Here is a 15,173-nt window from a genome sequence, read left to right on the forward strand (position 1 = left end):
ACGTTTTAAGATAGTGTTGTTTTTGTATGCACGCAACAATAGATCTTAAGTTTAGCGTGTTGACACGCTCCCCTTGTAAGTCGCTCAGTTTTTAGGTGTATTCTTTTCTAATACGAGCAATTGTAGTGTGTAATCCCTCACTATGTATCCAACCCACGTAACCGCCATAGATCATTTTCTCATCCCTACTTGCTAAAAAAACGTGGTCAACTCCTGCTAAATTTTTCCAAGTTCTCAGGGCTGTTCCGTCTCTCAATCTCATCACCGGACACGAACTTTTAAAGTCTCGATGGTGTGCTGGAGTTATGCCAGGAATGCTTTCTAAAATAGCTATAACTTCCTTTGTGAAATCCGTTGTGCAAGCCTCGGCTATGGTTGAACAACCACAACCGTCTGTTACGGTAATCTTCAACCTATCTTTTATATCGCCATCAAATAGTATTAGAGAGTCAATCTCTTCTAGAAGCTTGCCATGTGGTTCAGATAGCCTCCGTTGACAGTAGACTGCACTCAGAAATTCTTCAAGACCCACCTTTGCTAGTACATCAGTAATCAATGCGGTTAGTCCCAGCACAGTAATTCCACCGAGCATTCCCGCCGGACCACCGAGTATTGCTAAAGCTGTAGTTATAGCTGCTGCACCTGTTAAACCAGTGGTAGCCATTACGATCGCTAAAACAATACCAGGCAATCCTAAAGCCGCAACTTTTTTGACAATTTCATCCATAGGTTACGCACCTCGGCTTGAGATTCAAAAGAATCTGTTTTAACATTTCAGCAACGAACTAGTGGTTTGTCGCAAAAGTTTGTTTGTATTTGCACTGTCTTCGCCCTAGAAATTCAGTTACAACTCAGACCTACTCCGCAAAGTTGACTTGCCAGACCACTAGTGATGCTGAGTTAGATCGAGTGACGGTATATTTTTAACGCAAACGCCCAGATCGCAGAATACTGACAATCAACCACAGTCCTAGCAAGCTAGCAAACGCGAACAGCACATTACTTAAAAATGATAGCTGTGATGTCCGTGCGTTACTAGAAATAATTGCTGCACCCATAATCAGGGAACCTACTAGGATACTGAAAGAAAGACGATTAGCAGCGTCGTCTGTGGTGCGTCGCAAACCATCGAGTCCCCGCACTGATAAATTCCACTGTAGAGTTTCCGAGGTGATTCGGTCTAGTAGCAATTCTATCTGGCGGGGAGATTGTAACGAGAGACTTTTCAGATCCAGCGCAGTTCTGAGGAGCGATCGCACGGGGCTATCTCCAACAAGCTGTCGGCGGAACAAATCTGTCAGCAGTGGCTGAATTTCGTCGATAAAGTTTATTTCTGGATTAAATCCTCGCGCTACCCCTTCCAAGTTAGCCAGTGTTTTCGCATACAACCCCATATTGCTGGGCAAGCGAATCTTATTGTTACGGGCAACTTGCAAAAGTTCATAAATAATTTGACTAAAATTCATTTGAGACAAGCTCAAGTTGTAGTACTTTCGCAGCATCCGGTCATAGTCATTTTCCAACCGTCTCAAAATCACTGGTTCAGCAGAATCCGCTAGCTGCAGAGTTAATTGAGCACAACGTTGAGCATCCAAATCCACAATTGCCAGCAACATTTCTGTTAATATCTGTTGGGTGCGGGGATCGAGCCGTCCGACCATACCGCAATCTAACAAAGCAACCCGACCATCTCTGAGATAAAACAAATTCCCAGGATGGGGATCGGCATGAAAGAAGCCATCAATATAGAGTTGTTGGAAGAAAGCACGAAATAAAATGCTGGTAATTGCTTGTCTTTTAACAGCAGGATCGGTGCCATTCTGTTGAGTCTCCAGATCTGCCATAAGCAGGGGAACGCCGTCAAGCCACTCCATAACAAGTAACTTTGGCGTGGTTAAATCCCAAAAGATTTCAGCAACAACCAATTGTTCGGGATCGAACCACCGACTATTTGATAAATTGCGTCGCAGTTGGTCTGTGAACTCAGCTTCCCGTGTAAAATCTAACTCCGCTTCCAGCGCTTTGGTAAATTCTTCAGCAATAGACTTAATTTCATAAGTCTGCCCAAACTCAGTACGCGCTACTAAATCAGCAATCCCTTGAATTAAGGCAATATCTTGAGCAACAGTCAGATCGATTCCCGGTCTTTGTACTTTGAGTGCGACCTCCCGACCATTGACCAAAGTAGCACGGTGGGTTTGAGCAATAGAACCCGCTGCAACTGCAATAGCGTTGATTGTACTGAAAGTTTCTTCTAAGGGCTGTTTCAGTTGTTGGCGAATAAGAACTTCTACGTCTGCCCAAGGAACAGGTGGAACTTCGTCTTGCAGAGTTGATAGCTCCTCTATGTAAGCTCCGCTCAGCAAATCGGGACGTGTAGACATCAGCTGACCTAGCTTAACGTAGACAGGTCCTAAATCTACCAAAATGTTTTTTAAAACAGCCGGTGTAGGTAGCTGGGGTTCATCAGCTTTACCAAGTGTAATGAGTCGCCGCATATAGTCCCAGCCATTGCGAAGCAAAACTTCAATAATTTCTCTTTGACGGGGAACAGTTTGAGTTAGGAACATTTTTATAGGCAATAGGGAATAGGGATTGGGGAGAGGGGGTAGACAAGGGAAAGGGGGTAGACAAGGGACAGAGGGTAGACAAAGGAGAGGGGGTAGACAAAGGAGAGGGGGTAGACAAGGGAAATTTTCTTCCCTGTCTTCCTTGTCTTCCTTGTCTTCCTCATCTTCCTCATCTTCCTTGTCTTCCTTGTCCCCTGATTCCTCTTATCCTCTCCTTCTCCTGATATACAAGGTATACTCAAGAATGCACTCCTGTAACTTCTTGCCCTGGTCTAGTTTTTACAGTAAATTGGTAAATCGAGGATCGTTTTGTAAAGTTTTGAGTACTTGTTTAATTTCTTGAGTCCGGTCTTTGTTGACAATTAGGGTAACGTTGCGATCGCGCACAATGACAACATCGTCTAAACCAATGGTAACAATAACGTCCTCAGGGTTTGAAGAGTAGAGAATTGCCCCCTGCGTATCTAGACCAACATGAGTAGCCAGTTCTACATTGGGAATACCTTCTTTTTTCAGTAAACGTTCGATAGCATTCCAATCGCCCAGATCGTCCCAACCAAATTCTGCAGGAATTACGTAAGCTAGACCTGTCTTTTCCATTAATGCATAGTCTATACTCTTCTTAGGTAGCTGGGGGTAGATGTTGGGACCGTGCTTTTCTAACGGTTCGATGATTTCCGGCGAGTGGATATGCAGTTCCTTGAGAACAACACCCGCTCGAAAAACAAACATACCGCTATTCCAGCTAAAACGTCCCGTAGAAAGGAAATTTTCTGCCGTTTGACGGTCGGGCTTTTCAGTAAAGCGGTTAACGTGATATGCTGGCAAATCCTGAAAGCTATCAATTATTTCACCTTGTTCTATGTAGCCGTAACCAGTTGATGGAAAGGTTGGCTTGATCCCCATAGTTACAATTGCTGAATAGCTAGTCGCTAGCTGCGAAGCTGCATCTATGGTGTTTGCAAACGCTTCTTTGTCGGCAATCCAGTGGTCGGCGGGGAAAAAGCCGATAATGGCATCTTCACCGTAGCGGTTTTTAATTTCCAAACTTGTCCAGGCAACTGCAGCAGCAGTGTCCCTTCCCTCTAACTCAACAAGTAAATTGTCGGATGGCAGTTCGGGTAGTTGTTCTCGAACACCTTGAGCAATCTGACTGGAAGTGATTACCCACAAGTCTTCCCAACCGCCTGCTAGTGGTAGCAGTCGGTCGGCAGTTGCTTGTAGCAAACTTCGATCGCTGCCATCTAAACTTAAAAATTGCTTGGGACGGTTTTGGCGACTCAACGGCCAAAAACGTTCGCCTTTACCACCGGCAAGAATGACAGGAATTAGGGATTGAGTCATTGTTTTATACGAGGTTACTGAAGAACACTACAAGTGTACTGTGACCCTACAGAAGAATGAAGAAGTATAAAGTTGTTCTGATGAAATAAGAGGGAATGCTAAGCAAGGATAAAGTTTTAAGGATGAAGGATGAAAATCACTGACTGAATCCTTTATCCTTCATACTTCATCCTTTACAAAGTGATTTCGTTCACTCGCAAGTTTGATAGCTTGCATTAACATGACGTTTAGGGAGTGGTTGAGTGGGGAGATATCCGTGGTTAAACAAGTAGCAAAGGCAAATCAGGGCACATCTGAAGCAGAAGAACAGTCACCAATTGAGGTGAAACTCAAAGAGCACCAAACAGATTCCCGTGCTCAAGTGAAGTCTACAGGTTCCATTCCTAGCCAACTGTATTACAGGTTGGGGTTGGCAATGCCTCGATGGCTTTTCTGGATACTGACAGGAGTTGTGGGGATCACTTTATCGGGGTTATTAGTATCGACTTTGGCACTTTGGACTCCGTTATGGAGTGATATGGATCGAACAGATGAAGAGCTAAGTACTGGCAGTCAAGATACTCATAAAGGACCGTTGCCAGGAGAATTGTGGAGCAATATCTCCCAATATCAGCTTACGCGACCCATGAACATTTTAATCATGGGTATTGAACCTGTTCCCGGTAGTGTAGATGGTTCTCCGGAAAGTTTTTCTGGAAAAAGCGACACAGTTTTGCTAGTTAGGTTTAATCCAGAAAACAAAACAATTCGAGTGCTTTCGATTCCCAAAGACACCATGATAGCAATTCCAGAAAAGGGGTTGAATAAGGTGTCTGAGGCGAATGCAAAAGGAGGTCATGTTTTAGCAGCACGGGTAGTCAGTCGTACCTTAAATAATGCCCCAATCGATCGCTATATCCGCCTTTCTTCATCGGGTTTGCGACATTTGGTGGAGCAGTTTGATGGGGTTGAAGTATTTGTACCCAAACCAATGTTACAAAAAGGCTCTACCGGACGCTCATCAAGTAATTTGGTAAGTGGTTGGCAAACTCTTAACGGCGAACAAGCAGAACAGTTTGTACGATTCCGGGAAGACGGTCTGGGGGATTTGGAAAGAGTCCAACGACAGCAAGCATTTTTACTGGGATTAAAAGAACGCCTTTACAGTCCTACCGTAAAGCCTAAGTTACCTCAACTTATTCGTCTGATGCGGAGGCACTTTGATACCAACCTGAAGATAGAAGAAATGATGGCACTGGTTAACTATACCTTAAATATCGAGCGAGATAAGTTCCAGATGACCATATTGCCTGGTATCTTTAGCCGTTTGAGTGCAGACCCAAATAGCTACTGGCTAGATCTTACCGGACGAGTTGACTTGCTTGATGAGTATGCTGGGGTCACTATCTCTGGAATGTCGCCCACGGTAAAACCTACATCACAATTAAAAATTGCTATTCAAAATGCTTCTACAAAACCCCAACTAGCTGAAAAAGCGATTAAATATCTTAAAGACAAAGGTTTTGCTAGGGTTTATGCAGTACCTGATTGGTCCGATACCCGCAGCGAATCTAAAATTATTGTTCAGAAAGGGAATCGACAAGCAGGACAAAAAATACAGGAAATGTTTGGTAAAGGTCAGATTGAAGTATCTGGCACTGGTGACCTAGAATCTGATATTACTATCCGGATTGGGAAGGATTGGGAGTAGATAGTGGATAGTGAGTGGTTAATCCTTAGTTGCGAGTAGTTATTGATTTACTACTATCTGCTAACCACTATCCACTAACCAAGTTCAGTTGCCAGGTATTATTTGTGACACAAGAAAAAAAGGTTTCTCGTTCTATTGCGGGAATTGCGGGTATTGTTGCCGCCGGTACTTTAATCAGTAAAGTTGTAGGTTTAGTCCGGCAGCAAGTCATTGCTGCTGCTTTTGGTTTAGGTGTTGTCGCTGATGCTTATCAATACGCTTACGTGATACCCGGCTTTCTGTTGATTTTACTTGGTGGGATCAACGGACCGTTCCATAGTGCTATTGTCAGTGTCTTAGCTAAGCGCAGTAAAGAAGAAGCAGCGCCTTTGGTGGAAACTATTACAACCCTTGTCGGTTCCGTACTGCTCGTCCTTACGATTGTTTTGGTTCTTTTTTCGGGAAATTTAATCGATTTGGTCGCACCAGGCTTAAATCAATTACCACAGGGAGGTGCTGTAAAAGCGATCGCCATCCAACAACTTCAGATTATGGCACCAATGGCAATGCTTGCGGGGTTGATTGGTATTGGCTTTGGCACCCTCAACGCTGCTAATCTATTCTGGCTCCCTTCTATCAGCCCATTATTTTCCAGTATTACCGTTATTATCGGTTTGGGTGTTTTATGGCTGCAGTTGGGGAGTAAAATTACTTCTCCTGAGTATGCTGTGCTGGGTGGAATGGTTTTAGCTGGAGGAACCTTAGCAGGAGCTATATTGCAATGGGTAGTACAACTTGTTGCTCAAGCGCAAGCCGGAATGGGTGGTTTTCGCCTGCGATTTAATATCAATCAGCCTGGGGTGGGTGAGGTGATGAAAATCATGGGACCAGCCACCATTTCCTCTGGTATGCTGCAAATTAATCTTTGGGTTATTTTATTTTTTGCTTCTAATATTCCATCGGCGGCGGCGGCGCTAGCAAATGCCAATCTTTTGGTACAAACACCATTGGGAATCATTTCTAGTATGATTTTGGTTCCCCTACTACCAGTCTTCTCCCGACTGGCAGATCCTAAAGATTGGCACGATCTCAAATTACGCATTCGCCAAGGAATTATCTTGTCTGCTTTTACTATGCTGCCTTTAGGGGCTTTGATGATCGCTTTGGCTGTACCCATTGTGCGTGTTATTTACGAACGGGGGGCTTTCCAAAAGGATGAATCTCAATTGGTAGCTTCTCTACTGATTGCATATGGTAGCGGAATGTTTGTCTATTTAGCACGCGATGTTTTGGTCAGAGTCTTTTATGCTTTGGGTGATGGAGATACACCATTTCGCGTCAGCAGTTTTAATATCTTTCTGAACGTTGTCTTAGCTTACATTTTTATCAATATTCTAAAACTAGGTGCTCCCGGTTTGGTGTTAACTACCGTCGGAGTCAATTTCAGTTCTACTGTAATGTTGTTATTTTTGCTACATCGCAAGCTTCGTGGATTGCCTTGGTTGGAATGGAGTGTACCCATTCTGGGCATGACTTTTGGTAGCGTGCTGGCTGGTGCGGCTAGCTATGGAACTCTTGAGTTTTCTCAAAGGCTTTTGGGTAAGGATGGATTGCCAATTCAGTTATTGCAGCTATCTGTTGCTGGGTTAGTTGGCTTGGGGATTTTTGCCGCGATCGCAGCTTGTCTGAAAATCCCTGAGGTGAACGTCTTTGTATCTCGGTTGCAACAGCGCTTTCTAAAGCGCCGCTCGTAATAAATTATCTACTAAAGGTGGTGCGGCAAGTTGCCAGTACCACTAGTACATGAAGGCAGAAGTACGTAGGCAGATGGCAGAAGGCGCAACAGCTTTTAAGATAAGCTTTTTGTTGCTGACAAATGGTTACCTTATTTACGCCAACCTGTACTAGAAATTTAGGGATATTATTTTTTATTTGGATCGGCATTTGTCTGCTAGTGACTACTATTTTAGCGAAATTTACAGACGATATGTTCACCGAACTGGGTGGAAAAAACTTCACCTACTTGGGTAACCTAAGTGTACGAGGGCATATCTTGTTAAAAAGGGGACTCTAGTACTAGAAAGCATTGATATTTAATCAACTCTAGTTACGAAAGACCTATGAAATTTACAAAATTAGCAACTTCTGCACTTGTTTTTGCTTCTGTTATTTTTTCTGCTGGAATTGCCTCAGCACAGTCAGTTCCAACACGCGGTACAAGTGCTAACTACTTGGGTGCTGGTGTTGCGGCTGGTGTAACTAACGGCGGACAAGATAATGACGCAGCTACATTGGGTGGTAATATTCAAGGACGATTTGCTGTTCCAAAAGCCCCTGTATCAGTTCGCGGTTCTGTTCTGTTCGGTGGCGATGCAACTGCTGCTATGCCAATAGTCACTTATGATGTACCAGTTGCTAAAGATACAAACGTTTATGTTGGTGGTGGTTACTCCTTTGTGACGGATGAAGGTAAAAGCACTCCCTTAGGAAATAAAAATTCACCTGTTGTCACAATTGGAGCTGAGAGAGAAATCGCTAAAAACTTCGTCTTATACGGTGACGCTAAGTGGGGTATTGATGCTTATGAAAACAGTTCTGCTGATGCCCTTAGCATTCAATCAGGTGTAGGCTTGCGCTTCTAATCCAAGTACTGCCAGATCCCCATCTCGATCTGGTGGCTCCGCATATTACCTCGTTCCCAGGCTCCGCCTGGGAATGCCTCCTCTAAAGGCTCCGCCTAGGGTGTTCAAACCCGCTCCATATATTCAGCACGTCGTAACGCCAAATTATATAAAGTGGTACAAGGCGTTAATATACAAAAATCACCCTACGGCATAAAGTGTATCAAAAAGGTTTATGACAGGTTCGCTTACTACCTCTACTTGGGAGCATCCCAAATGTATAAAAGTCGCAAATCTAAAATACCATTTTTCAACCCCGATCCAAGCTGGCGCGTAGCTTGGGGAGCCGTTGATGCAAATTATGAAGATATAGCTTGGCGAGACGACCAAGTTACTGTCATTGTACCGCGTACAGCTTCTGGAGTCATAACGGAGAAATTAGCGATCGCTCGTGGAGAACAATTTGTTGTTGTTGGTGATGTTTGGTTAACCAACCAAGTACAATTATTAGAAAATTTAGGAGTTGAACCAAATAGCTTTGCGCTAAGTCCCCTGCAACTGGTTGCTAATCTTTGGGAACGATGGGGTATGAAATGTCTCAACCAACTTGAGGGGATGTTTGCTCTAGTTATTTGGGATAGAGAAAAACAGGTTTTGTGGTCAATACGCGATCGCGTTGGTGCTCGTACTCTCTACTACACCACCACTGGTTCGGTTCGTTGGATTGCGCCTAAATTGAGAACTTTAGCACTCCATCGTTCATCGGATTTGGATTTGGTTGCGTTACGAGATTATCTCTGTTGCGCCTTTGTTCCCGGCGAGAGAACGCTTTGGCAACAGGTACGCGAACTGCGCCCCGGAACTGTTTTACAATTGCCTGAGTGTAAGGTTCAAGCGTATTGGCAACTTCAAGAAAAGATTACAGCAATAGATAAATCTCTAGCATGGCATAGCGATCGCCTGCGACAACTGCTAGACCAAGTTGTTCGAGAATATTTACCAGCAGAAAATGAACCTGTTGGCGTTTTTCTTTCTGGTGGTTTGGACTCTAGCAGCATCACTGCAATAGCCGCAAAATTCCATCATTCCCCAGTCCACACCTTCTCCATTCATTTTGGCTCGGAATGTCCCAATGAGTTGGAATTTTCCAGCCTTGTTGCAAAATATTGCCAGACACAACATCACATTCTGGAAATTACCTTTCGAGATATGTGGGAACGCCTACCGGAAACAATGGCGTATTTAGATGACCCCATCGGCGATCCGCTGACTGTTCCCAACCTTTTGCTAGGACGACTGGCGCGAGAAAGCGTGCAGGTGCTGTTAAATGGAGAGGGTGGCGATCCCTGTTTTGGTGGTCCAAAAAATCAGCCCATGCTTATTAATAGTTTATATGGCTCCGTCACCAATCAAGATTCATTACAAGCTTATTTAATTTCCTTTCAAAAATGCGCGGCTGATTTGCCACAGCTTTTAAAACCAGAAATTTGGACAGCAGTACAAAAAACACCTTGGGTTTTTGAAGAAGATTTATATTCTCAAGCCAGCTATCTCAATCGTTTGATGGCAATGAACATCAAATTTAAAGGCGCTGACCAAATTCTCACTAAAGTCAGTAACTTGACTCAAGCTGCTCTTTTGCAAGCGCGTTCTCCTCTTTTTGACCAGCGTGTTGTAGAATTAAGCATGGAAATTCCCCCAGAATACAAGCTTTCTGGAGTGGAAGAAAAAGCCGTTCTTAAAGGGGCGATCGCAGAGCTTTTGCCTCCTGCAATTGTTCATCGTCCTAAAAGTGGGATGATGGTTCCAGTACAGTTAGGATTTCGTAAATATTGGCAGCGAGAAGCCAAAAATTTATTGCTCAGTCGTAATGCTGCGATCGCTCCTTATTTAAACCAGTTGCCAATCCGGAATTGGTTAAACTATCAAGGAGATACTTGGAGTCGTTATGGCGTCAAACTTTGGTTGCTTGTGAGTTTAGAAATTTGGTTGCAGGTGAATCAAAAATAAAAAAATCTTGAGAAGTTTGATTTTTTTTCAGTCATAAGGGTCAAAAAGAAGATTAAAAAATTAGAAAGCTTTTGGCAGTCCTGCTTGTTTCAAAATTGCATTTGCTGTGTGGCGAGACTTGATAGAAGCATCTACTACAAACCGCCTATCTGTAATTGGGCTGTACCAAATCTCATGGTCGCCCTTGCCTTGCCGTTCAAAATAGCAACTACCTTCTGAAAGAATCTTTTTTAATTGAGCAGTAAACGATGCACCCATCTATGAAGCCACCTCTATCAACTCTTGACGGTGGCTGATTAATTCAAAGCTGATAGAACCCGCAAACCCAGAAGATACAATATTATTGAGAAGAATAAGTTCTGGTATCATTTCTCTGAGCTTTTGTGTAAGAGCTTCAATTGTAGAAGCCTCTGTTACCAACCCAGGTATATCCTCACTAGTGGCAACCCATACTTTTGCTTCTGCATCCCAAAAGGCTTGAACCTTAAATGTAGTTTGTGTCATTATCAAGTTTTTATGACGGTAGTTCTAGTTTAAAACAAATGACCGAGACTTTAATCCGGAGTAGTATTAAGTTGTTTCAAAGTTTGCATTAACCAAAACTTTGATTAATATATATGGAATTGTCATTTATTGAACCACCCTCACTAGTAAGAATCAAGCTACTATCATCACTGTTTAAAGTTCGACTGTTGGCTATACTCTGGTTAAGAATTTGAATTAATTTTTGCGGACTAAAGGATTCCAACTCCACAAAGTTACCAGCTTCCAACCAGTCCAATTCATCCGTTGATAAAGTAGCACGAATTTCTGGTAAAAGTTGTTTGGCAGCCTCAGCCGATTCAGGAGAAGTTTGAACGAACATTCTGCGATTTGCAGCAATAATTTGACGGGGTAGCAATCCCACATCAATAATTATGACATCACTCTCTCCAAACCATTCCGGTCTGGTACGGATCTGATTCAACAAAGCTATACCAGTGGGGCTACAATCGTGCAACGCATACACTTTTAAGTCAGAATTGCGCCGCAGCATTTGCATGGTAGTATCAAAGATATTTTGAGGATAGCCAGTGATACTGAGAATGGCACAGTTATTTTCAAAATGAAAGTTGTTGGCAATTAACATTTGGGCAATTTCTGCACTATCGCACACCACTAATCTATCAAAACTATATGCAGTCACATCAGGATTGATAGTCACAGGTGTATTTTGTTGTTGGGGAGCAGGTAAAATCTTATCAATTGAATTGTTAACCCGTCTCCAAGATGTCAGCCACTCCTCAAGTTGGTTATTGTTAATCAGAAGTTTTTGACTGATAGTTGTCGATCGCCCTATTTCGCCAGTTCCTAGGTAAATAGCTAACATTCCTAAGAATACACTCCCTACAAATGTACGAAAGGAATTGACACCTAAACTAAAAAAGATGCCTGCTATCAAAGTGATAGCTCCCAAGATTATTAAAGTTTTTGCTAATTTCTTACGTTGTGAATAAGAATTTTTAATTGCTTGTATTTGAGCGAAGAAAATGACTAAGAGCAATGCGGACAATCCCAAATACTCAAAGAAATAAAAACTTGCTATTACAAAAACTATCCACAAAAATACCCATGAGCCTTGATTTTTATTTTGCAGTTTTTTATTAAGACTATAAAAAAACTGCTTTTGTGTAAAAAAAAGTGTATCATTTGCAGAAATATCTGCAATGGCTTTAGCAAAAAAAGGATCGGTAAATCTCACTCCAGTCATACTGGTAGGTTCAAAAGTAAACGGATGAGAGCAGTTTTTACAACGCCCGTAATTGGCTGTCCTGTCTTTCAGTTTATTATCAGTGCCACATTGAACGCATTTCATGGTAGATTTTTGCTCCTAAAGTTTTAATTTTTATTTATGAAAGAGCTGATTGTTCAGTAATACGCTGTAGTCTTCGCGTTTGCGAATTAAACGATGCGTATCTTTTTCTAACAACACCTCTGCAGGTTTAGGACGATGTAAAAAGTGTGAGGACATGGCATAACCATAAGCACCGACATCTAAAACACCGATAATATCCCCAATTTCTAATGCTGGTAAAGAACAGTTTTTGCCTAAATAATCCCGTGAATAAGTAGTGTTTCCACATATATCTGTAAGGTAAATTTTAGAACTTGCGAGATGTGCGGGATTGTCCCGATTTTTCCACGCGACAATTTCCCGATATCCGCCATGTACTGTAGGAACGGAGAGATTAGCAACGGTGGTATCTACCCCAACAATTTGTTTTTCTGAATGCCATTTCACGGAAACAACTTTGGCTAATAAAGTGGCGCATCCAGCAATTGCTGCACGTCCGGGTTCGATGACTAACTCAATATCTTTTCCTAAATGACTTATTCTATTGCTTAAGTCTGTACCGAACGTTTCCCAGTTAAAAGCTGCGCTGCTATGATGATATGAGTAACCAAAACCACCCCCAAAATCTAGATATTCCCAATCCGGTAAAAGTTCTGCCGTTGTTATAACCTTATCAATGACGTTAGTAAAAGCTTCTGTCGCATTCGTACCCGTACCTCGGTAAAAATGTAAACCGCTCAGTTTTAATCCTACCTGACGGGTAAGAGCGATCGCATGGGGAAATTCTTCTGGACGCACGCCAATGCGGCTATCACCAGTTATTTCGGGTAGGTTGAGACGCAAGCCAAGGCGGAGTGAAGGAGTGAGGAAGTGAGGGAGTGAGGGAGTAAGGGAGTGATAGACTTCGCAGCACAGTTGCAATTGAGCAACGCTATCTAAATTGAGAGTTGTTACACCCCAATTTAAGACCTGTTTCATCTCCTCGGAATTCAAATTACTCCCACTGTAAACAATTTGTTCGGGCGCAAAACCTGCTTGCAATCCGAGATAAATGTCTCCAGGAGTATTGGCATGCAGTCCCCAACTTTTGGCGCGGAAAATTTGCAGCAGAGAAATATTTCCATTGGTGACGCTAGCAAAGCGAAATTGGGTGCGAGGATAGGAAAAAGCCTGGGTGATGTGCCTGATGGTTTGCTCTAAGATATCAGCTTGGTAAACGTAAAGCGGCGAACCATAAGTATTTAGCAACTCTTGAGCTAGTTCTAGGGGAAAAGGAAGATGAGCTGATTTTACGCTTGCCATTTTTTTTGAAGTCTCCACAGCTGTTTTGGAAGCCAAAACGGATGGTCAAAAGATTGTTTGCTGGATTCTTCACCAAAAACCTGTTCTCGCCAAAGTTCCCACACAATCAACAACCACAAACTTTCACCAATCAAACGACCTTGAATCGTAGCACCCAATTGACCCGCAGCAATTTGCGATGCGATATAAGGAGAAAAGCAATTTTCGGCACGAAGTTTGCCTGGATTCAACCATTTGCCAAGCTCATACCAGAACTCATTTAAACACCAAGAGGTTAAGGGAACCCCCATACCCCGCTTTTGTCGCCAAACAATTTCTGGCGGTAGCCAATTTTCCACGGCTCGCTTGAGGATATATTTCTCGCACGCTCCTTGCAAGCAGAGTTCTCCAGAAACCTGGAATGTCCATTCTGCTAGGGGTAAATCGCAGAAAGGCGATCGCACAAACAACTTGTGAGCAAATCCTAAAGCTGTTGCACGCGGATGGATATTTTGTGCTCCTTTTAACATCAGGCTGGCACGCCGGAGTCGATGCAGGATGGTTTTACAGTAGGTAGGATCGAGGGCTTCTGCAATCCAGTCTTCTGGGTGTAGATTTTGTATCTGCTTGTAAACATGCGGCTGGTAAATTTGTGCTTCATAACCCCAAAGACGGTGGAAAGTTCGGAGATATTGTTGTATAAATGTTTCTTGTCCTGATGGATTTTCTGTTTGGTAAACGCTTGCTGCTATTAAAGGCTTATTCGTCCAACCTGCAAATAACTGGTCGCCACCTTCGCCGTTAAAAATCACCTGAGTTTCCTGACTGGCTCTTTGTGCTAAAAGAAACAAGGGAACCGTTACCCCATCCCCGAAAGGTAAATCGAGCGCTCGTACAGTCGGTAGAATAGCTTTCTGAATTTGACGCGGGCTGGCATCAACTTTTACCAAAGGAATTTGCAAGTGCTGGGCAACAATTTCGGCATAGGGATATTCTGGAACACCTGCACCGCCAAAATCTAGAGTATAAGCGATCGCATTGACTCCTGCTTGTACTAGCAACGCCGCTACAACAGAGGAATCCAACCCCCCAGAGAGAAAAACTCCGACTGGCTCATCTTTTAAGTCAGAAATTTGACGCTCAATGCCTTGTTTTAACAGAGTTTGCAATTGTTTGACAGCGGTTGTTTCATCTTGGAGTTGAACGCTTGCTTCACACCATTCCAATAAGCGTTGAGAAATCGGGGTGCTGAGCTTGCGATCGTCAGGTTGGCTTTGCCAAACTAACTCAGTTCCCGCAGGAACTGCAAAGACTTGAGTAATGGGTGTGAGGGGATTGGGAATATACGAAAAACAACTATAACCGTATAAAGCAGGAATGCTCACTTCTGGCTCGTCAACAACCGCTAGCAAGAGTTGCAGACGGGATGCAAACCAAATAACTTGTCCTTGTTGAGCCCAGTATAACGGGACTCGCCCAAAAGGTTCTCGTCCTAAAATTAAACGATTTTTTCCCTGTAAATGTACCCAAATATCGGGTAAAAATGAGTTGTCTTGTAAATCAGTCAATATTCCCGATGCTGATAGAGCAGCTATTCTTTCTATGCCATGACGCTGAAAATAAATTGATGGGATAAAATCTTTTGAAAAACCGATGCAAGCAACATTCCAAATAGGATAATGGCTCTCGCTTGGGGAATCGAGAGAAGATAACTGATAAGAATTATGACCCGTTTTTTTGACAGCACCAAGGCTTGTTTCTAATTCTCGTCTTTCACCGTAACCCCAATATCCAATAAAATGCTTGGGTTGAATGATGCGATCGCCCTGCTCAACGTTAACCAT

At 43.0% G+C, this 15,173-nt stretch carries 12 protein-coding genes; 4 read left to right on the forward strand and 8 right to left on the reverse strand.

What is annotated here, in order from left to right; translation table 11 throughout:
* Positions 1-91: 91 nt before the first annotated feature.
* The 3 genes from HC643_RS08685 to HC643_RS08695 form a co-directional block, all read right to left on the reverse strand.
* Positions 92-727, reverse strand: coding sequence for a hypothetical protein (locus HC643_RS08685; RefSeq protein WP_038091441.1), 636 nt, complete (start codon positions 725-727; stop codon positions 92-94).
* Positions 728-923: 196 nt separating this feature from the next.
* The gene (locus HC643_RS08690) at positions 924-2,570 is read right to left on the reverse strand and encodes an ABC1 kinase family protein (protein ID WP_038091444.1); all 1,647 of its coding nucleotides are present in this window, start codon (positions 2,568-2,570) and stop codon (positions 924-926) included.
* A gap of 279 nt (positions 2,571-2,849) precedes the next feature.
* Complete coding sequence (locus HC643_RS08695) at positions 2,850-3,914, reverse strand: mannose-1-phosphate guanylyltransferase (protein WP_038091447.1); 1,065 nt, start codon at positions 3,912-3,914, stop codon at positions 2,850-2,852.
* Between the two features lie 220 nt (positions 3,915-4,134).
* On the opposite strand from HC643_RS08695, the gene HC643_RS08700 reads away from it, so the two are divergent.
* From HC643_RS08700 to HC643_RS08715, 4 genes are all read left to right on the forward strand, one after another.
* Positions 4,135-5,604: an LCP family protein gene (locus HC643_RS08700; protein ID WP_408019868.1), complete on the forward strand. Its 1,470-nt coding sequence runs from the start codon at positions 4,135-4,137 to the stop codon at positions 5,602-5,604.
* A 104-nt stretch (positions 5,605-5,708) separates the two neighbouring features.
* Positions 5,709-7,337 (forward strand): murein biosynthesis integral membrane protein MurJ, encoded by a 1,629-nt coding sequence (gene murJ, locus HC643_RS08705; protein ID WP_038091452.1) that lies wholly within the window; start codon positions 5,709-5,711, stop codon positions 7,335-7,337.
* Positions 7,338-7,703: 366 nt separating this feature from the next.
* Complete coding sequence (locus tag HC643_RS08710; RefSeq protein WP_038091453.1) at positions 7,704-8,225, forward strand: histidine kinase; 522 nt, start codon at positions 7,704-7,706, stop codon at positions 8,223-8,225.
* A 255-nt stretch (positions 8,226-8,480) separates the two neighbouring features.
* Complete coding sequence (locus HC643_RS08715) at positions 8,481-10,214, forward strand: asparagine synthetase B family protein (protein WP_038091580.1); 1,734 nt, start codon at positions 8,481-8,483, stop codon at positions 10,212-10,214.
* 60 nt (positions 10,215-10,274) lie between these two features.
* Here HC643_RS08715 and HC643_RS08720 read toward each other — a convergent pair whose 3' ends face one another.
* The 5 genes from HC643_RS08720 to HC643_RS08740 all read right to left on the reverse strand — a co-directional run bounded on the left by HC643_RS08720 (position 10,275) and on the right by HC643_RS08740 (position 15,173).
* Complete coding sequence (locus tag HC643_RS08720) at positions 10,275-10,472, reverse strand: type II toxin-antitoxin system HicA family toxin (protein WP_038091454.1); 198 nt, start codon at positions 10,470-10,472, stop codon at positions 10,275-10,277.
* Positions 10,473-10,718, reverse strand: coding sequence for a DUF1902 domain-containing protein (locus tag HC643_RS08725; protein WP_038091457.1), 246 nt, complete (start codon positions 10,716-10,718; stop codon positions 10,473-10,475).
* A gap of 88 nt (positions 10,719-10,806) precedes the next feature.
* Positions 10,807-12,069, reverse strand: a complete 1,263-nt coding sequence (locus tag HC643_RS08730) for a toprim domain-containing protein (RefSeq protein WP_038091460.1) — start codon at positions 12,067-12,069, stop codon at positions 10,807-10,809.
* A gap of 30 nt (positions 12,070-12,099) precedes the next feature.
* Positions 12,100-13,350: a diaminopimelate decarboxylase family protein gene (locus tag HC643_RS08735; RefSeq protein WP_038091463.1), complete on the reverse strand. Its 1,251-nt coding sequence runs from the start codon at positions 13,348-13,350 to the stop codon at positions 12,100-12,102.
* The gene (locus HC643_RS08740) at positions 13,338-15,173 is read right to left on the reverse strand and encodes an asparagine synthetase B family protein (protein WP_050046258.1); all 1,836 of its coding nucleotides are present in this window, start codon (positions 15,171-15,173) and stop codon (positions 13,338-13,340) included. The genes HC643_RS08735 and HC643_RS08740 overlap by 13 nt, the downstream gene beginning before the upstream one ends.

This window comes from Tolypothrix bouteillei VB521301, assembly GCF_000760695.4.
GTDB classification, from domain to species: Bacteria; Cyanobacteriota; Cyanobacteriia; order Cyanobacteriales; family Nostocaceae; genus Scytonema; species Scytonema bouteillei_A.